Below are 18,459 nucleotides of genomic sequence, written 5' to 3'. Positions count from 1 at the left end.
CATCGGGGCTGGTCTGGCACCGCTCAGGATCCTTGCAGCCGATAGAGCGTCAGACCGATATTCCCCTGCTGCACGAAGTGCTCGAAGGCCCGGAATGCTTCCTGGGACAACGGTTCCTCGCTGTAGGCACGGTCGGCGTAGACCACCCCCACAGGCTTGTCACCCGAGTGCAGGGACATCACGAAGCAGGGGTGGCGACCGATGCGGTCCACGTCGGCAGGCGAATACAGGGCCGGCTGACCTTCGGGGGTGAACCAGTGAGCCTCGGGACTGAAGATGGCCTTGTGAAACAGATTGGGGGGCGAGGCCACCAGAGGCAGCGTGAACCGGTGGGCATAGCGCTTGTCGCGCCACCCCAGGGCGACCTTCTCCTGCAGCATGGAGCGATCGGACGACAGTGCGGCGAACAGGGTCCGATCCATGCCCAGACCACGCTGGATGCCTTCCATGATGGTTTCCAGCAGCAGATTGATATCCAGCCGCCGGGTGGAAAGGATGCCCGATATATCCCGCAGGACCTGTACCTGCAGCTCACTGCGATCCATCTGGGATGCCAGTGCTCCCTCATGATCGATCAGTTCACGGGCCTTGCGCTGAATCAACTCGGCGGCCTCCGTGGCGCCAAACTGTCGGGCGATGCTGGCGGCCGATTCAGTGTTTTTTTGCAGCTGGGCCTCGATATCGGCCCGGGTTTGCCCGGTCAGCGAAGCAATCTTTTCCAGACAGGCGGGGTATTGCCTTGACTCCTCGCCGTCCTTGAGCACATTCACCACCTCGCACCCCAGATGAACGAGCTTGACCCTTGGCTCGCGCACGCGGCCATGCTTGCTCACGGTCTCCTCGATCAGCCCCTTGAGGTTCCAGCTCTTGCACAGGGCCACATCCAGATCGGTCAGCTTGAAGCCCAGCACTTCACGCTCTGCGGCCTGTTGGTTCATGGTGCCCTCATCCAGCAGGTCCCGGAGTCGGTCACCCTCCTCGCCCGAGAAACACCAGAAGGCAATGTGACCGATGTTCTGCAGCAGGGCGGCAATGAACACCTCTTCAGGAAACGGATCCTGGGTTGCGATGGCCAGGTATTTGGCCTGCACCGCGGAGTGGATGGCGCGGGCGATCTCCTCGTGGGCACGATTCTTGTTGCTGGCGGACAGGATGGCCTCGAAGAAGGCACAGGCCAGCACCATCTCGCGGATCACATCAATGCCGATGATGACGATGGCGCGGGTGACGGTGATGATCTTGCGGCGGCCGGGGTTGAAATAGCTGCTATTGCTCAGCTTGAGGATTCGCGCAGTGAGGTTGGGGTCCTGCAAGATGACGGTGGCCATTTCCATGGCCCCCTTCTTCTCATCCTCGATGATGGTGTTGATGGCCTGCACGGTATTGGAAAAGACCGGCATGTCACGCTCACGCAGCGCGACGGTCCACTCCGCCAGGGTTTTCTTTTCCGGGACGGCCCCGGCCACGTGGGTGCTCATGGGACAGGCCTTCGATCAACAGGGTGTGAAGTTTATCACAGGGATTTGGGGCCGATATCCCGGATTCATGGTCCTTTGCGGGCCTGCAATCCTGCCCCGGGAAAGGCGCAACACCAGTGGTGCGCTGCCTTCCCCGAGGCGCAGCATGATCAGGTCGTCGCCACGGCGCGGGCCGCGTCACCCTGGGGGTCGCTCCCCGTCAGCTTCAGGTCGTAACGTTCCTGGAGCAATGCGAAGACATTCGGGGACACAAAGGCCGGCGGATTCGGCCCCAGGGTGATGCCCTTCACGTTCAGGCTCAGCAGGGTGAGGAACACCGCCACGGCCTTCTGCTCGAACCAGCTGATCACCAGGCTCAGGGGCAGTTCATTCACCTCGCACTCAAAGGCCTCGGCCAGGGCGAGGGCCACACGGATGGCACCGTAGGCGTCGTTGCACTGTCCCATGTCCAGCAGACGGGGGAAGCCCAGGTGCTCGCCGTATTCCTGATCCCGGATGCGGTACTTGCCGCAGCCCAGGGTGAGGATGAAGCTGTCGTCGGGGGTCGCTTCGGCGTAATCGCTGAAGTAGTTGCGGCCCTTGGCGGCGCCGTCGCACCCACCGATGACGAAGAAGCGACTGATCTTGCCGGCCTTGACCGCCTCCACCAGGGTATCGGCATGGGACAGCAGCACGCTGTGGTGGAAGCCCACCGTGGATTCACCCTTGGGCTGATCCACACAGGGCGCACAGCGACGCGCCGCCTCGATCACCGCGGAGAAGTCCTCGTGGGTGATGCGCTGACCTTGCGGCACGGCCGTGGCGCGGGTGGTGAACAGGCGGTCACGGTAGCTGGCCGGCGGAATCAGCACACAGTTGGTGGTGGCCAGCACCGGCCCCGGGAACTGGTCGAACTCCCGCTTCTGCATCTGCCAGGCGCCGCCGAAATGACCGGCCAGGTTCGGGTGGTTGTGCAGTTTGGGGTACATGTGGGCCGGCAGCATTTCACCGTGGGTGTACACCTTGATGTCGGTGCCCTCCACCTGCTTGAGCAGATCCCACAGATCCAGCAGGTCGTGGCCGGTGACCAGGATGCCGGGGCCGGCCTGGGTGCCTTCCTTCACGGTAGCCGGGGCCGGTTGACCGAAGGTCTCCACGTGACCCCGGTCCAGCATCTCCATCACCTTGAGGTTCATCTGACCGCAGCGCAGACACAGTTCCAGCAGGGAGTCCATGTCGAAGTTCACGTTGGTCATGGTGGCGAACAGGGCTTCCTCCATGAATGCGGACACTTCCGCATCCGACTGCCCCAGGCGACGGGCATGATGGGCGTAGGCCGCCATGCCCTTGAGGCCGTAAATCAGCAACTCCTGCAGGGAGTGCATGTCCTCGTCCTTGCCGCAGGTGCCCGGGGAGGTCACGCAGGCAGTCTGCCGGAAGGTCTGTTCGCATTGGTTGCAGTTCATGGTGATGCTCCAGGGAATAGGCTCGAGGGCCGCAGTATCCGGATCGGGAGGCCCGCCCCTCCTTGACCCGCATCAAGGCGTACCCGGGGGCCATGGATATTGACCTGGATCGTGCCTGCGGCATTTGTCATCCCCGCGTAGCAAGGCCTGCGCTAACCTCTCATCATGGACGAGCAAACCGTCTTCCTGCCGCGCGCCGAGGCCGACCGCCTTCTCGAGGCCCTGCGGGGCGCCGGCTTCGGTCGCATCCTGGGTCCGGTGGCCCGGGAGGGTACCCTGCTGTTCCAGCCGCTGAGACGCTGGGATGATCTGCCCGCGGGTGTCCGCGACGTGCAGCAGCCCGGCCGTTATCGCCTCCAGGAGCAGGACACCCCCCGCTGCTTCGCCTGGGCCAATGGCCCCCAGGCGCTCAAGCCCCTGACCTTCCGCCCACGGGAGCCCATCTGGCGGGCGCAGCGATCCGCCGATGGACAACTGTCGTTTCAGTCCACTCAGGAAGATCCGGAGCCCACGGCACTGATCGGCCTGCGTGCCTGCGATCTGGCCGCGCTGGACCTGCAGGAGCGGCATTTCATGCACGGGCGTTTTCCCGACCCCTGGTTCCGCAGGCGACGCGAGGCGCTATTCCTGGTGGGCATGTCCTGTGCACACCCGGCGCAGACCTGTTTCTGCGCCTCCACCGGTGATGGTCCGGCCATCAGCCGGGGTCATGATCTGGGCATGGCCGAGCTGGACGAGGGGTATCTGCTCTGGGCCGGCACCCAGGCGGGGAAAACCCTGCTGGAACGTCTCGACCTGGATGCGGCCACGGCGGCGCAGCGGCGTACGGTTGAAAAGGAAACCCACCAGGCCGCCATGGGCCAGCGCCGCACCCTGCCCGGTCGCCATCTCAAGCAGGGCCTGTATGAACGGCTTCAGGCCGGGCACTGGAAAGATGTGGGCGAGCGCTGCCTGTCCTGCGGCAACTGCACGGCGGTGTGCCCCACCTGTTTCTGTCACATGGAAATGGACGAACCGGCCCTTGGCGGCGACAGTTCCGAGCATCTGCGACAATGGAGCTCCTGCTTCAATGCCGAACACAGCTTCATGGGACATTTCGTGGTGCGCTCCGACACCCGGCTGCGCTACCGCCAATGGCTCACCCACAAGCTGGGCAGCTGGCACGAGCAATATGGTCGCAGCGGCTGCGTGGGCTGTGGCCGCTGCATCACCTGGTGTCCGGTGGGCATCGACATCACCGCCGAGGCCCATGCCCTGCTGAAGGAGGCCCCCGATGCGTGAGCCCACCGACCTGCCCTGGGCTGCCCGCATCACCAGCCGTGTGCAGGAGACCCGGGACATCTTCTCCGTGAAGCTGGAGCTGGTGGACCCGAAGATTCGTGACGCCTACCGCTCCTACCCAGGGCAGTACAACATGCTTTATCTGTTCGGGGTGGGCGAGGTGCCCATCTCCATCGTGTCCGATCCCGAGGACAACGGCCCGCTGGAGCACACCATCCGTGCCGTGGGTCGGGTCACGCACGGGCTTGAGCGCCTGCGGGTGGGCGACACCCTGGGCCTGCGAGGCCCCTATGGCCGGGGCTGGCCCCTGCAGGCGGCCCAGGGCCGCAACGTGGTGGTCATCAGCGGCGGACTGGGCTGCGCACCGGTGGTCTCCATGATCCGCTACATGCTGCGCCGGCGCGATGACCATGGCCAGATCACCATCCTCCAGGGAGTGAAGCACAGCAACGACCTGATCTGGCGACGCCAGTACCAGGAATGGGAGCAGATCCGCGACGTGCAGGTGCTGCTGGCGGCGGACCAGGGCGGCCCCCAATGGCCCTTCAGCGTGGGCAATGTCACGGTGCTGCTGGAGAAGGCGAACATCCCTCCGGAGGACACGGTGGCCGTGCTCTGCGGACCGGAGCCCATGATGAAGGCGGCCATCCCCCGACTGCTGGAGCGGGGTGTGGACCCCTTCCATATCTGGCTGAGCATCGAGCGCAACATGCAGTGTGGCATCGGTCATTGTGGCCATTGCCAGGTGGGGCCTCACTTCATCTGCCAGGACGGACCCGTGTTCCGTTATCCGGATATCGCCGACTGGATCGACCGGGAGGGCTTCTGATGAAACCCAGGGTATCGGTCCACAAATTCAGCTCCTGCGACGGCTGTCAGCTGGCCTTCATCAATGCCGGCCCCGCCTTGCTGGAACTGGCCGGGCTGGTGGACATCGTGCATTTTGCCGAGGCCGGCCCCATGGACCCGGATGCCCCCGTGGACATCGCCTTCGTGGAGGGCAGCATCTCCACCCAGGAAGAGGCGGTGCGCATCCGTAGGGTGCGGGAGAGTGCCCGTTATCTGATCAGCATCGGCGCCTGTGCCACCGCCGGGGGATTGCAGGCCCTGCGCAATTTCAACGCCCAGGGGGTGGATGACTGGACCCGGGCCATCTATGCCCGCCCGGAATTCATCGAGAGCCTGGACAAGGCCAGCGCCATCTCCGACCAGGTGAAGGTGGACCTGGAACTCTGGGGCTGCCCGGTGAATGCCCAGCAGGTGTTCACCGCCATCCGCCGACTGCTGTTCGGCGCCCTGCCCTTCGTGGACAACGAGAAGGTCTGTCAGGCCTGCAAGCGCCAGGGCATCGTCTGTGTCCTGGTGACCCGGGGCACACCCTGCCTCGGGCCGGTCACCCGCACCGGCTGCGGCGCCATCTGCCCCGCCTTCGGCCGTGACTGCTACGGCTGCTTCGGGCCCGCGGAAAACCCCAACACGGCGCCACTGTCCCGGCGCTTTCAGGGGCTGGGGCTGATGCCCGAGGACATCGCCCGGCGCTTTCACTTCATCAACAGCCAGGCCCCCGGATTTCTCGAGGAAGGCCGCAACTGGGATCAGGGCACGCCATGAGTGAGCACGCACCCCACATGCGGGACATCCGTATCGAGGTTCCGGTGCTGGCCCGGGTGGAAGGGGAAGGCGCCCTGGAGCTTCGGGCCCGGGAGGGCCGCATCGAGGAGTTGCGCCTGCGCATCTTCGAACCACCCCGATATTTCGAGAAATTCCTGGAAGCTCGTAGCTGGCGCGAGGTGCCCGACACCGTGGCGCGCATCTGCGGCATCTGCCCGGTGGCCTATCAGATGAGCGCCGTGCAGGCCCTGGAACAGGCCTTCGGCCTGACGCCCTCCGAATGGGTGATCCGCAACCGGCGCCTGATGTACTGCGGCGAATGGATTCAGAGCCATGCCCTGCATGTGCACCTGCTGGCGTTGCCCGACTTCCTGGGCTATGACAATGCCATCGCCATGGCCAAGGACCACCCGGAGGCGGTGCACCGGGGACTGAGCCTGCAGAAACTGGGTAATGATTTGATCCGTTTCCTGGGGGGTCGCTCGGTGCATCCGGTGGGTGTGCGGGTGGGCGGCTTCCATCATGCTCCCTCACTGGAGGATGCGCGGGCCCTGGGGGATCGGCTGGATCAGGCCGTGGACGATGCCGAGGCCCTGGTGGGATTCACCGCCGGCCTGGACCTGCCGGTGGATGAGCAGAGCTTCACCAACGTGGCCCTGCGACATGACGATGACTACCCCATGTATGCCGGGCGCATCGTATCGGATCAGGGTCTGGACATATCGGCGGATGACTATGCGGATCATTTCGTGGAGAGCCACGTACCCCATTCCACGGCGCTGTATTCTCACCTGGATGGGCAGCCCTATCTGGTGGGGCCGCTGGCCCGGCTGAACCTGAATCTGGATCGCCTCTCCCCCCGCACCCGGGCCGCACTGGATGCCACGGGCCTTAACTGGCCCAGCCGGAACATGTTTCACTCCCTGGTGGCCCGCGCCGTGGAATTGCTGGAGGCCCTGCAGGAGGCCCGCCGTCTTCTGGAGGCCTATGCCCCCACGGACACGCCTTATGCTCAGGTGGAACCCCGGGCCGGAGAGGGCTTCGGCGCCACCGAGGCCCCCCGGGGAATCCTATGGCATCACTACCGCGTGGACGATGAGGGCAAGGTGGTCACCGCCCGCATCGTGCCCCCCACCTCACAGAACCAGGCCCGCATGGAGGAGGATCTGCGCCAGTCGCTGGAGGCCTTTGGATTGCACCACGACGATGACGCCCTGAGGCTGCGGGGGGAGATGGTGATCCGTAACTATGATCCGTGCATCTCCTGTGCAACGCATTTTCTGAAGGTGCGGGTGGATCGGGGAGAGGGGTAAGGATGGGGGTACTCGTCATCGGTATCGGCTCCCCCTTTGGTGAGGACACCCTGGGATGGGAAGCCGTGGAGACCCTGCCCCCCATTTCCGGCGTGAACACCCTGACACTGGACCGCCCCGGCGCCGGTCTGATCGAGGCCATGAAGGAGCAGCACACCGTGATCCTGGTGGACGCCATGGATGCCGGCGGACCACCAGGCGCGGTGCATGCCCTGTCCATGGACGACCTGGTCCACCCGGACACCACCGTCTCCAGTCACAACCTGGGCGTCGTGGGCGCACTGGCCCTGGGCAAGGCCATGGGGGTCCTGCCTCCGACCGTACACATCATCGGCATCCAGATGGGATCCACTCCCATGCCCGATGAGATCAGAAAAAGCGCCCTGGCCCGGATTCACCAGCAGATCAGGGATTGGATCAGCTAAGGCAGGATCGGTAAGTCGGGAGGACGGATGGAACATCCGCCCCCACCCTTGTTTCAACTGGCGATACCGTGCTCCCGGGTGGCGCTGAACTCGATTTCAGGCCATTTTTCCTGAGCCATCTGCAGATTCACCCGGGTCGGGGCGATGTAGACCAGATCGCCGCCGTGGTCGATGGCCAGGTTGCTGGAGGCCTTGTCCTTGAACTGCTCCAGCTTGCGCTCGTCATCGGACGTCACCCAACGGGCCGTCTGCACGTTCACGTTCTCGAAACCGGCATCCACGTTGTACTCGTTCTTGAGGCGGTGGGCCACCACATCGAACTGCAGCACACCCACGGCGCCCAGGATCAGGTCATTGTTGTTCAGCGGCTTGAACAACTGCGTGGCGCCCTCCTCGCAGAGCTGCTGCAGGCCCTTCTGCAACTGCTTCATCTTCAGCGGGTCACGCAACTGGGCGCGGCGGAACAGCTCCGGGGCGAAGTTGGGAATGCCGGTGAAGGCCAGCTTCTCGCCCTCGGTGAAGGTGTCACCGATGCGGATGGTGCCATGGTTGTGGATGCCGATGATGTCGCCGGGGAAGGCCTCCTCCGCATGTTCCCGGTCCGAGGCGAGAAAGGTCAGGGCGTCGGCGATGCGCACATCCTTGCCGATGCGCACATGGTGCAGCTTGCTGCCCTTCTTGAAGCTGCCGGAGCAGATGCGCATGAAAGCGATCCGGTCCCGGTGCTGGGGGTCCATGTTCGCCTGAATCTTGAACACGAATCCGGAGAACTTCTCTTCCTCAGGCATCACCTCCCGGGACTCCGTGGCCCGCGGGCGCGGCGGCGGGGCGTATTCCACGAAGTCATCCAGCAATTCCTGCAGGCCGAAATTGTTGATGGCCGAACCGAAGAACACCGGCGTGAGACGCCCCTCCAGGTAGGCCTCGAGGTCAAACTCGTTGGAGGCCCCCATCACCAGTTCCAGTTCCTCGCGCAACTCGTCGGCCTGGCTGCCCAGCACCTCGTCCAGACGCGGATTGTCCAGCCCCTGAATCACCTCGCCAGCCTTCATCTTGCCCCCATGGGTGGGCGAGAACAGGTGTACCGCGTCGCGCTTGAGGTGATACACCCCCTTGAAACGCTTGCCCATGCCGATGGGCCAGGTGATGGGCGCGCAGGGGATCTTGAGCACATCCTCCACTTCATCCATGAGCTCGATGGGCTCGCGACCCTCCCGGTCCAGCTTGTTGATGAAGGTCATGATGGGGGTGTCGCGCAGGCGGCACACCTCCATCAGCTTGATGGTGCGCTCCTCCACGCCCTTGGCCACGTCGATGACCATCAGCGCCGAGTCCACGGCGGTCAGCGTGCGGTAGGTATCCTCGGAGAAGTCCTGGTGACCCGGGGTGTCCAGCAAGTTGACGATGCAATCCCTGTAGGGGAACTGCATCACCGACGAGGTGACGGAGATGCCGCGCTGCTTCTCCAGCTCCATCCAGTCGGAGGTGGCATGACGATCCGACTTGCGCCCCTTCACGGTGCCCGCCATCTGGATGGCACCCCCGTACAGCAGCAGCTTTTCGGTGACGGTGGTCTTGCCGGCGTCCGGGTGGGAGATGATGGCGAAGGTGCGCCGCCGGGCGGTTTCCGTGGTGTGTCTGGAGGGCATGAGTGAGGATCGACCTGGGTAAAACCCTGCATTGTACGGGATGTGGGAGGGGGACTGTAATGGGTGAGTGGTTGACCCGGGCCCTGGCGCCTCCCCCCTTCAATGATGACGCCCCCGCCGCTCCCGCCACGCCTCACGCTCCTCCGGCGTCATCTCCTGCCAGCGCTCCCTCAAACGCTCCTGTTTCTCATCGGGCAGATCCCGATAACGCTCCCAGCGTTGCCGCAGTTCCTGGCGCTCCTCGGGGCTCAGGGAGCGCAGGTGCTGGGCGCGGGATTTGATCCGTTCCCGCTCCTCGGGCGACATGGACTGCCATCGTTCCAGCCTGTGGGTCAGGGCGGCCCGCTCGTCTGCGTCCATCCCCTTCCAGCGCTCGGCCATGCCCAACAGGTGGGCTCGGCGCTTCTCAGGCAGATCGTTCCACTCTTCGGACAAGGGTTCCAGCACCGACTGCTGGTCGCGGCTGAGTTCGGACCATGCGGGTGCCTCCGGCGGTGCATCTTCGGCCATGGACGTGACCGGCCAGGCCAGGCACAGGACAAGACAGGGCAGGATCAGGAGGGTTCTCATCACTGCCCCTCCTCCATGGCCCAGAGCACGAACGCCGGATCATCCAGATCCACCACCCAGAAGGGGTCGTCACTCTCCATGAGCCAGTCCATGTCTTCCATCTCGGCCAGGGCCACCGGCATGGGCTCATGACCGGTGCCCGGTGCCAGGGCAAACCATACAGCCACCGTAAGCATGAGCGAGGCCGCCAGGGCCAGCCCACCTGCGGGAAACCAGCGAGCAGGTGCGGCCGACCGGGTCGCGGCCAGTGCGTCACGGCGGGCCTGGCGCAGGTGAGCCTGCTCGGAGCGGGTCAGTGTGGCCTGAGCGTCCAGCGTGTGGCACACCCGCTCCAGCAGGGCGGCGGAATCATCAACCCCTTCCCTGGAATCATTGTCCGGGGCGGGATGGGCAGGGGAATGCCGTTCGGGGCTCATCGGTAGGCCTCCAGATGTCCCTGCAGGCTTTGCAGGGCTCGGTACAAATGGGTCTTCACGCTCCCTTCACTGATGCCCAGCGCTGCGGCCGTGGCCGCCGTGTCCAGACCCTCCCAATGGCGCAGCAGGAAGGCTTGCTGTTGCCGCAGGGGCAAGGCGCGCAAGGCAGACTCCAGATCCCGGGCGAACCGACCATCGGTCAGGGCCTGGTCCGGCCCGGGGGTGAACGCATCCGGCAGGGTGTTCATCGGATCCTCCTGGTCTTCTTCTGCCGACCAGCCAAGGACCGCCAGGACCCGTTGACGCACCCGGCGACGCCGATAGGTGTCGCGGATACGGCTTTGCAGAATACGCCAGAAGAGTGGCCCCCAGGCCTCCGGTGGCCGGTCCCGGTAGCGGTCGATCAAGGCCACCATGGCATCCTGCACCAGGTCCAGGGCGGCCTCTCGCTCCCCCAGGGCCAGAGCCGCCATGCGCACGGCACGGCCCTGCACCCCTTCCAGGAATTCATCCAGGGTGCTGGCCACGGGGAAGGCTTCCCTGCCATCCGTCGGTTTGGGTCTGGGGGCGGTGGTGGGCACCGCCCCATCATCCATGGACCAGGCTTCCAGGGGCGCGGACATCATGCCTCCGCGTCAACCACGTTTCTGCTGAAACCATTCACGGCGCTCCTGTGGGTCCATGCCCCGAAGTTTCTCACGCATCTCGCGGCGCTCTTCCGGGTTCATGGCTTCCCAGGCCGCGCGCCGTTCCTGCTTGCGTTCACGCAGCGCCTGACGCTCTTCCTGAGACATGTCCCGGCGGAAATCGGCCCTGTCCTTCCCGCCCCAGGGGGCGCCCCGTTCGGCGCGGGGCTGATCCATGCCTGTCGGTTGTGCCGAAGCGATGCCCATGCCGCCAAAGGCCAGTGAAAGGGCCACAGCCCCGGCGAGCAAGGAACGGGTCAGGATGAGGCTGGGTTGGCGAGTCGGCTTGCGATTCATGATGTGTCTCCCCATGGGGTGTTTTCGGTGTGTTCACGGGGTAATACGCACCAGCGCCACTGGCGTTGACACACCCAGACCCAGACCCAGACCCAGACCTGAGTTCTTTTGCCCTACTTCAGGTGCCGGGCCATCACCAGGGCATCCTCGCGGCCGTGGATGGCGGGATAGTAGCCGCGACGCAGACCGACTTCATTGAAGCCCTCGGTGCGATACAGTTCCAGGGCTGGGGCGTTGGTGGGGCGCACCTCCAGGAATACCGTTTCCACATGTCGCTCCCGGGCCACTTCAAGGAAGCACCTTAGAAGATGCCGGCCAAAACCCCGTCCCTGCATCTCCGGACGCACGGTCAGGTTGAGCACATGACATTCCCCCACCGCCATGGACATCACCCCGTAACCAATGAGATGGCTGGTTTTCGCATCCTCCAGCACCCAACAGGAGTAGCCCACTCGCAGGCAGTCCTGGAAGATGGCCTCAGTCCAGGAGAACGGATACGCACGGGGCTCCACTTCCATCACCCGTGACACGTCGTTGCGCATCATGGGCCGCAATTCCAGATTGGGCGCGGTGACTGCGTTCATGATCCCTTCTGTCCGGCTTGTATCTGATCCATGGCCCGACACAGATCCTCCCAGGCCTTGCGCTTTTCCAGTGGTCGCCTGAGCAGATAGGCCGGGTGATAGGTCACCACCACCGGGATACCCCGGTACGTCCGCACCCGACCTCGCAGGGTGCCCAGGGCGTCGCTGGTCTCCAGCAGATTCTGGGCCGCCACCCGCCCCAGGGCCACCAGGACCCTGGGGCGAATCAACTGGATCTGGCGATCCAGATAGGGCCGGCAGGCATGGGCTTCCTCGGGGGAGGGGTCCCGATTGCGCGGGGGACGGCACTTGAGGATGTTGGCGATGTAGACCCCCTCCCCCCGTTTCCTGCCCAGAGCGGAGAGCATGCTATCCAGCAACTTGCCGGCCCGGCCCACGAAGGGCTCGCCCTGGCGATCCTCCTCGGCACCGGGGGCCTCGCCGATGAACAGCCAATCGGCCTGACGGTCGCCCACGCCGAATACGGTCTGGGTGCGTGCCTGTGAAAGCTCGCTGCAGTGGGTGCACTGGGCCACCCGGGCGGCCAGGCCATCCCAATCCAGGGTGGACACTCCATCGTCGGGTTCAGGCAGGTCGGGATCGTCGTATCCCTCTCCCGAGGACATCACCGGCTCGTATCCATCGTCGGGCCAGGGCGCTTCGTCCAGCCAGGGCGGCATCTCCGGCTCCGGGGGCGGTTCACGCCCCACGGAGGCATCCACGACCACGGGCGGTGCCTCGACGGCGGGCGCCTGCTCCGGCACGGGTGTCGGATCAGGGACGGCGCCCGCATCCACCGCTGTGGCCGTCATCGCCCCGGCAACCTCCTCTGCCCCGGGTGCCACGGCCACGGACTCCGGAGGTGACAGATCCAGGCCCGCCTCCGGCTCCCGGCGCGGCACCCAGACCTGTATCCCCATGGCTTTCAGGTACTGCCGTCGCCGGGCTTCGTCCATGGCCTGGCCTTGATCAGACATCTCCGCGCTGAGGATGGGCCCGGTGATCCGGGGTCACAAGACGGTTCAGGGCGTTGAGATAGGACTTGGCAGAGGCGATGACGATGTCGGTATCGGCCCCCTGACCGTTGACGATGCGCCCGGCCTTCTCCAGACGCACGGTGACCTCGCCCTGGGCGTCGGTACCGCTGGTGATGTTGTTCACCGAGTACAGGAGCAGCTGCGTGCCGCTGTGCATCACCGTTTCGATGGCCTTGAAGGCGGCATCCACCGGGCCACTGCCCTCGGACTCGCCATGGAGTTCCTTACCCTCCACGTTCACCGTCACCTGGGCCACCGGCGTCTCACCGGTCTCCGAGCACACCCGCAGCGACACCAGTTTGGCGCGCTCATGTTCCATGGCAATGGCCGCCTCGGTGGCCAGGGCCTGAAGGTCCTCGTCGTAGATCTCGTGTTTCTTGTCCGCCAGTTCCTTGAACCGGGCAAAGGCCTCGTTCAATTCCTCCTCGGACTCGAAATCGATGGCCAGATCCTTGAGGCGGGTGCGGAAGGCGTTGCGACCCGAGTGCTTGCCCAGGACGATGCGGTTGTCCGACCAGCCCACATCCTGGGCGCGCATGATCTCGTAGGTGTCACGGTGCTTGAGCACCCCATCCTGATGGATGCCCGACTCGTGAGCGAAGGCATTGGCGCCCACGATGGCCTTGTTGGGCTGCACCGGGAAACCGGTGATGGTGGAGACGAGCCGCGAACAAGGCACGATCTGGGTGGTGTCCAGGGTGGTATCGCAGGGGAAGACATCCTGACGGGTACGTACCGCCATGACGACCTCCTCCAGGGCCGCATTGCCGGCCCGCTCGCCCAGGCCGTTGATGGTGCACTCCACCTGGCGGGCCCCATTGAGCACGGCGGCCAGGGAGTTGGCCACGGCCACACCCAGGTCGTTGTGACAGTGCACGGAAAAGACGGCCTTGTCGGCATTGGGCACCCGCTCGCGCAGATTCTTGATCAATTCCCCGAACTGCTGGGGGATGTTGTAGCCCACGGTGTCCGGGATATTGATGGTGGTGGCGCCCGCATCGATCACCGCCTCGATCACGCGGCACAGGAAGTCGAGCTCGGAACGGCCGGCATCCTCGGGGGAGAACTCCACGTTGTCCGTCCATTGGCGGGCACGCTGAACGGCCAGTACGGCCTGTTCGACCACCTGACCGGGGGTCATCTTGAGCTTGTGCTCCATGTGGATGGGCGAGGTGGCCAGGAAGGTGTGGATGCGCGCGGAGTTGGCATCGCGCAGGGCCTCACCGGCTCGATCAATGTCCGCTTCCTTGGCACGGGCCAGACCACAGACCGTGCTGTCCTTCACCGCCCGGGCCACTGCCTGCACGGATTCGAAGTCGCCGATACTGGCGGCCGGGAAGCCCGCCTCGATCACGTCAACGCGCATCTTTTCCAGACCCTTGGCGATGCGGACCTTTTCCTCCCGGGTCATGGAAGCCCCGGGGCTCTGTTCGCCGTCGCGAAGGGTGGTGTCGAAAATGAAGAGTTTTTCTTTGCCTGCCATGTCTCTGAACTCCCAGGGAACGGCCGCTGCCGTCCGCGTGTTTGGGTAGGAATTCTACACTGACCCGGGCCCTGGTTGGGGCCGGTCTTTCCTGCGTTGGGGTGCGTTTTGGCCTCGCCAGGCGAAGTGAGTCGCCGCTAGCGCGGCAGTCGCAGCAGGGTCAGCAGAGGCAGGCAGGAAGCACGGTCCAGCGAAGCGTCCCGGGGCGGGACGCTCACGAGGTGGCCGGATTGTGCTTGGGGATGGCGCATGTGTTTCGATTCCTCTTGGTCATGACTGTAGCAAAGCCCTTGCGCCGATGCAAAGCCCCAGTGATGACCTCGGGATTTCACGAGAAACAGATACCCGCCTTCTCCGAGGCCTCACAGGCCTGCAGGGTGTTCTTCATGAGCATGGCCACGGTCATGGGACCCACCCCACCTGGCACGGGCGTGATCCAGGCGGCACGCTCCGCCGCCGCCTCGAACTGCACATCCCCCACCAGGCTGCCATCCTCCTGGCGATTGATACCCACGTCGATCACCGTGGCACCCTCGCGGATCCAGTCGCCCTGAATCAGGCCCGGACGCCCCGCAGCGGCCACCAGGATATCCGCCCGCCCCACATGCAACTGCATGTCGTGGGTGAAGCGATGACACACCGTGACCGTGGCCCCGGCCAGCATCAGCTCCAGGGCCATGGGGCGACCGACGATGTTGGAGGCCCCGATGATCACGCCGTGACGCCCCTTGTAGGTCTCGCCGGTTTCGTCCAGCAGTCGTTTCACACCGTAAGGAGTACAGGGCCGTAACCGGGGCACACGCAGGGCCAGACGGCCCATGTTGTAGGGGTGAAACCCGTCCACGTCCTTGGCGGGGTCGATGCGCTCGATCACCTGCTCGGGGTCGATGTGCCGGGGCAGCGGCAACTGCACCAGAATGCCGTCAATATTGGGATCGGCATTGAGGTCATCGATCACGTCCAGCAGATCGCCCAGCGAAACATTGTCCGGCAACTCGAAGTACTGGGAGACCATGCCAATGGCCTCGCAGGTGCGGCGCTTGTTGCGCACATAGACATGTGAGGCCGGATCCTCCCCCACCAGCACCACCGCGAGGCCGGGTACGCGACGGCCTGCTGCCACGCGCACCTCCACCGCCTGGCGGACCTCTTCTTGAACGGTTTTGGCAATGGCGCGGCCATCGATGATCTGCGCAGGCATCGGGGGTCATCCTGGGGGGTGGGAGTGTTGCTGCGATTTTCCCATTCTATGGCGCTCTAGTCCAACCATCCCGACCCGGGCTTCGCGTGCCCATCATTCGCGACGCCAGGTGGTCCCGCCCGGGCCGTCCTCCAGGATGACTCCCTGGGCCTTGAGTTCGTCGCGAATGCGATCCGCCTCGGCAAAATCCTTGCGCTTGCGGGCCTCCAGGCGGGCCTGGATGCGCTCTTCAATCCCGGCCTCGTCGGGACCCTCATCGGAACCGCCCCCCTTGAGGAATGCCTCCGGGTCCGACTCCAGAATGCCGAGCGTGGCGCCCAATTCCTTGAGCAGCCCAGCCAGACTGGCCGCCTCATCCAACTGCTCCTGGCGCAGCCGGTTGATCTCATGGGCCAGATCGAACAGCACCGCCAGGGCCACGGGTGTGTTGAAGTCGTCGGCCATGGCCGCATGGAAACGGGCACGGTATTCGGCGCCGCCATCTTCAACCGGCTGGACCGGGACCCCTCTCAGGGCCGTATACAGACGCGACAGGCCGTTGCGGGCGCTTTCCAGGGCCTCGTCGTTGTAGTTCAGCGGGCTACGGTAATGGCTGCCCAGGATGAAATACCGCACCACTTCGGGCCGGTAGTGCTCCAGCACCTGGCGCACGGTGAAGAAATTACCCAGGGACTTGGACATCTTCTCTTCATCCACCCGCACAAAGCCGTTGTGCATCCAGTAGTTGACGAAGTGCTCGCAGGTGGCCGCTTCGCTCTGGGCGATCTCGTTCTCGTGGTGGGGGAACTGCAGGTCCTGCCCGCCGCCGTGGATGTCGAAGTGATTGCCAAGGAAATGTGTGGACATGGCCGAGCACTCGATGTGCCAGCCCGGACGCCCCGCGCCCCAGGGCGAGTCCCAGGCGGGCTCACCGGGTTTCGCCGCCTTCCACAGAACGAAATCCATGGGGTCGCGCTTGGCCTCATCCTGAGCCACCCGCTCGCCAGCGCGCAGGTCTTCCAGGCGCTTGCCGGAGAGCTTGCCGTAATCCTCGAAGCGGGACACGCTGTAGTACACGTCCCGATTATCGCCCTGATAGGCGTAGCCGCGTTCCATGAGGCGCTGGATCATGTGCAGGATCTCGTGCACGTGCTCCGTGGCTCGTGGCTCGGCCGTGGGCCGCAACACCCCCAGGGCCTCGGCGTCCTCGTGCATGGCCTGGATGAACCGATCCGTGAGGGCTTCGATCCCCTCCCCGTTCTCCGCGGCGCGGCGAATGATCTTGTCGTCGATGTCCGTGATGTTGCGGATATAGGTCACCTCATAGCCCAGGGCCTTGAGGTAGCGATAGACGATATCGAAGACCACCAGGACCCGCGCGTGGCCCAGGTGGCAGTAGTCGTACACGGTCATGCCACACACATACATGCGCACCCGGCCCGTTTCCATGGACTTGAAGGGTTCTTTGCGGCGGGTGAGGGTGTTGTATATGTTCAGCATGTCACAGGTCTGGCAGATCAGAATGGGGCAGGCAGCAAAGCATACCAAGCCCCACGATACACCAGAAAGGCCGGCCGCGAAGCCCGGTAAGGACCGCTCCACACCCCGTCCGGGCGGGGCGAACTTTCCCGGGACGCCTGCAACGGCTATCATCACCGAACACCAACGGGTAACCCCGACGGACAAAATCGCATGAAATCAATGATCCGACAGTGTGTAGCGCTCCTGGCGCTGCTGTCCTTAACCATGGGAAACCAAGTGATGGCCGAAACCGACAACCCCAAGGTCCAGATTGAAACGACCAAGGGCACCCTGGTCCTGGAACTCTACGCGGACAAGGCACCCGAAACGGTCGAGAACTTCCTGGCCTATGTGCGCGACGGCTTCTACGACGGCACCATCTTTCACCGGGTGATCCCTGGGTTCATGGTGCAGGGTGGCGGCTTCACCCCGGACATGCAGCAAAAGCCCACCCGCGATCCCATTCGCAACGAGGCCAATAACGGCCTGAGCAACGAGGTGGGCACGCTGGCCATGGCCCGCACCCCCAACCCCCACTCCGCCACGGCGCAGTTCTTCATCAACGTGGAGCACAACCGCTTCCTGGACTTCACCGCCGAGACGCCCCAGGGTTGGGGCTATGCCGTGTTCGGCAAGGTGGTGGAGGGCATGGACGTGGTCGAAAGTATCGTGGCGGTGCCCACCGGCAGTCAGGGTATGCATCAGGACGTGCCCAAGGAGCCCATCGTGCTCAATAGCGTGACCGAGCAGTAAGCCTGCCCGGTGCCTCAAACGCTGTTCATTTCCGATCTGCACCTGGACAGGGATCGTCCACGCACCCTGGAGCAGTTCGCCCGGTTTCTTACCGAGCGGGCTCCCGGGTCTGACGCGCTTTATATACTGGGTGATCTGTTCGAATACTGGATCGGCGATGATGATCCCGCGCCGCACCTGGATGAAATTCTCGACATCCTGCATCGGCTGAGCCGTGAGGATCTGCCGGTGTATTTCGCCCATGGCAACCGGGATTTCCTGGTGGGCGAGGCCTTTGCCGAGCGTTGCGGCTGCACGCTGCTGGAGACGGAGACCGTCGTGGATCTCTATGGCACTCCCGTGCTGCTGATGCACGGCGACAGCCTGTGCACCGACGATGAGGAATACATGCAATTTCGTCGCATGGTGCGCACCTGTCAGTGGCAGTCGGCCTTTCTGGCCCGCCCACTGGCAGAGCGCCATGCGGAGGCCGAGGCCATGCGCGCCCAGAGCCAGGCCTCCACCCGAAGCAAGTCCGACCGGATCACGGACGTGAATCCGGGCGCAGTCGAGGATGCCCTGCGCCGCAACGGCGTACACACCCTCATCCACGGCCACACCCACCGCCCCGCCGTGCACGATTTCGAACTGGACGGCCACCCGGCCCGCCGCATCGTGCTCCCGGACTGGTACGGCGATGGTGGCGTACTGGCCTGCACGCCGCAGGGGATGGCACTGCAGGAAATCTGAT

Annotated in this window: 19 protein-coding genes; 7 read left to right on the top strand and 12 right to left on the bottom strand. The window is 64.5% G+C overall.

Features of this window, described 5'->3' with window-relative positions; all coding sequences use genetic code 11:
* Nucleotides 1–23 precede the first annotated feature (23 nt).
* Both LPW30_RS11550 and hcp read right to left on the bottom strand, forming a co-directional pair.
* Complete coding sequence (locus LPW30_RS11550; protein ID WP_239680911.1) at nucleotides 24–1,478, bottom strand: HDOD domain-containing protein; 1,455 nt, start codon at nucleotides 1,476–1,478, stop codon at nucleotides 24–26.
* A gap of 149 nt (nucleotides 1,479–1,627) precedes the next feature.
* On the bottom strand, nucleotides 1,628–2,923 hold the full coding sequence (gene hcp / locus LPW30_RS11545; protein ID WP_025280833.1) for a hydroxylamine reductase: 1,296 nt from the start codon (nucleotides 2,921–2,923) through the stop codon (nucleotides 1,628–1,630).
* A gap of 165 nt (nucleotides 2,924–3,088) precedes the next feature.
* On the opposite strand from hcp, the gene LPW30_RS11540 reads away from it, so the two are divergent.
* Genes LPW30_RS11540 through LPW30_RS11520 form a run of 5 tightly spaced genes read left to right on the top strand, consistent with a single transcriptional unit; the run spans nucleotide 3,089 to nucleotide 7,553 of the window.
* The gene (locus LPW30_RS11540; protein ID WP_025280832.1) at nucleotides 3,089–4,204 is read left to right on the top strand and encodes a 4Fe-4S dicluster domain-containing protein; all 1,116 of its coding nucleotides are present in this window, start codon (nucleotides 3,089–3,091) and stop codon (nucleotides 4,202–4,204) included.
* Nucleotides 4,197–5,033 (top strand): FAD/NAD(P)-binding protein, encoded by an 837-nt coding sequence (locus LPW30_RS11535; protein WP_025280831.1) that lies wholly within the window; start codon nucleotides 4,197–4,199, stop codon nucleotides 5,031–5,033. The genes LPW30_RS11540 and LPW30_RS11535 overlap by 8 nt, the downstream gene beginning before the upstream one ends.
* Complete coding sequence (locus tag LPW30_RS11530) at nucleotides 5,033–5,815, top strand: NADH-quinone oxidoreductase subunit B family protein (protein WP_025280830.1); 783 nt, start codon at nucleotides 5,033–5,035, stop codon at nucleotides 5,813–5,815. The genes LPW30_RS11535 and LPW30_RS11530 overlap by 1 nt, the downstream gene beginning before the upstream one ends.
* A gap of 17 nt (nucleotides 5,816–5,832) precedes the next feature.
* On the top strand, nucleotides 5,833–7,128 hold the full coding sequence (locus LPW30_RS11525; RefSeq protein ID WP_239680950.1) for a Ni/Fe hydrogenase subunit alpha: 1,296 nt from the start codon (nucleotides 5,833–5,835) through the stop codon (nucleotides 7,126–7,128).
* A gap of 2 nt (nucleotides 7,129–7,130) precedes the next feature.
* Nucleotides 7,131–7,553, top strand: a complete 423-nt coding sequence (locus LPW30_RS11520) for a hydrogenase maturation protease (RefSeq protein ID WP_239680910.1) — start codon at nucleotides 7,131–7,133, stop codon at nucleotides 7,551–7,553.
* Between the two features lie 53 nt (nucleotides 7,554–7,606).
* Here the strand turns inward: LPW30_RS11520 and LPW30_RS11515 are convergent, their stop codons facing one another.
* The 10 genes from LPW30_RS11515 to cysS all read right to left on the bottom strand — a co-directional run bounded on the left by LPW30_RS11515 (nucleotide 7,607) and on the right by cysS (nucleotide 16,955).
* Nucleotides 7,607–9,202, bottom strand: a complete 1,596-nt coding sequence (locus tag LPW30_RS11515) for a peptide chain release factor 3 (protein ID WP_239680909.1) — start codon at nucleotides 9,200–9,202, stop codon at nucleotides 7,607–7,609.
* Nucleotides 9,203–9,301: 99 nt separating this feature from the next.
* Nucleotides 9,302–9,772, bottom strand: coding sequence for a DUF3106 domain-containing protein (locus LPW30_RS11510; RefSeq protein WP_239680908.1), 471 nt, complete (start codon nucleotides 9,770–9,772; stop codon nucleotides 9,302–9,304).
* Nucleotides 9,772–10,188, bottom strand: coding sequence for a hypothetical protein (locus tag LPW30_RS11505; protein ID WP_239680907.1), 417 nt, complete (start codon nucleotides 10,186–10,188; stop codon nucleotides 9,772–9,774). The genes LPW30_RS11510 and LPW30_RS11505 overlap by 1 nt, the downstream gene beginning before the upstream one ends.
* A complete protein-coding gene (locus LPW30_RS11500; RefSeq protein ID WP_239680906.1) occupies nucleotides 10,185–10,814 on the bottom strand; it encodes an RNA polymerase sigma factor in 630 nt (209 codons plus the stop codon). Before LPW30_RS11500 ends, LPW30_RS11505 begins: the two co-directional genes overlap by 4 nt.
* A 9-nt stretch (nucleotides 10,815–10,823) precedes the next feature.
* Nucleotides 10,824–11,171, bottom strand: a complete 348-nt coding sequence (locus tag LPW30_RS11495; protein WP_239680905.1) for a hypothetical protein — start codon at nucleotides 11,169–11,171, stop codon at nucleotides 10,824–10,826.
* A gap of 113 nt (nucleotides 11,172–11,284) precedes the next feature.
* Nucleotides 11,285–11,755, bottom strand: coding sequence for a ribosomal protein S18-alanine N-acetyltransferase (rimI, locus tag LPW30_RS11490; protein WP_025280822.1), 471 nt, complete (start codon nucleotides 11,753–11,755; stop codon nucleotides 11,285–11,287).
* Nucleotides 11,752–12,567 (bottom strand): uracil-DNA glycosylase, encoded by an 816-nt coding sequence (locus LPW30_RS11485; protein ID WP_420797720.1) that lies wholly within the window; start codon nucleotides 12,565–12,567, stop codon nucleotides 11,752–11,754. Before LPW30_RS11485 ends, rimI begins: the two co-directional genes overlap by 4 nt.
* A 157-nt stretch (nucleotides 12,568–12,724) precedes the next feature.
* Nucleotides 12,725–14,275, bottom strand: a complete 1,551-nt coding sequence (locus LPW30_RS11480; protein WP_025280820.1) for a 2-isopropylmalate synthase — start codon at nucleotides 14,273–14,275, stop codon at nucleotides 12,725–12,727.
* Between the two features lie 328 nt (nucleotides 14,276–14,603).
* Nucleotides 14,604–15,476 carry a bifunctional methylenetetrahydrofolate dehydrogenase/methenyltetrahydrofolate cyclohydrolase FolD gene (folD, locus tag LPW30_RS11475; protein WP_025280819.1) on the bottom strand — a complete coding sequence of 291 codons (873 nt, stop codon included), beginning with the start codon at nucleotides 15,474–15,476 and terminating at the stop codon, nucleotides 14,604–14,606.
* A 93-nt stretch (nucleotides 15,477–15,569) separates the two neighbouring features.
* Nucleotides 15,570–16,955 (bottom strand): cysteine--tRNA ligase, encoded by a 1,386-nt coding sequence (gene cysS / locus LPW30_RS11470; protein ID WP_025280818.1) that lies wholly within the window; start codon nucleotides 16,953–16,955, stop codon nucleotides 15,570–15,572.
* A 261-nt stretch (nucleotides 16,956–17,216) separates the two neighbouring features.
* Between cysS and LPW30_RS11465 the strand changes: the two genes are divergently transcribed.
* Both LPW30_RS11465 and LPW30_RS11460 read left to right on the top strand, forming a co-directional pair.
* On the top strand, nucleotides 17,217–17,729 hold the full coding sequence (locus LPW30_RS11465; protein ID WP_274520797.1) for a peptidylprolyl isomerase: 513 nt from the start codon (nucleotides 17,217–17,219) through the stop codon (nucleotides 17,727–17,729).
* A 9-nt stretch (nucleotides 17,730–17,738) separates the two neighbouring features.
* Nucleotides 17,739–18,458: a UDP-2,3-diacylglucosamine diphosphatase gene (locus LPW30_RS11460; RefSeq protein ID WP_239680904.1), complete on the top strand. Its 720-nt coding sequence runs from the start codon at nucleotides 17,739–17,741 to the stop codon at nucleotides 18,456–18,458.
* Nucleotide 18,459 lies beyond the last annotated feature (1 nt).

The sequence above is a fragment of the Ectothiorhodospira variabilis genome (assembly GCF_022227625.1).
Taxonomy (GTDB): domain Bacteria; phylum Pseudomonadota; class Gammaproteobacteria; order Ectothiorhodospirales; family Ectothiorhodospiraceae; genus Ectothiorhodospira; species Ectothiorhodospira haloalkaliphila.
This window is presented reverse-complemented; position numbering and strand designations above follow the sequence as displayed.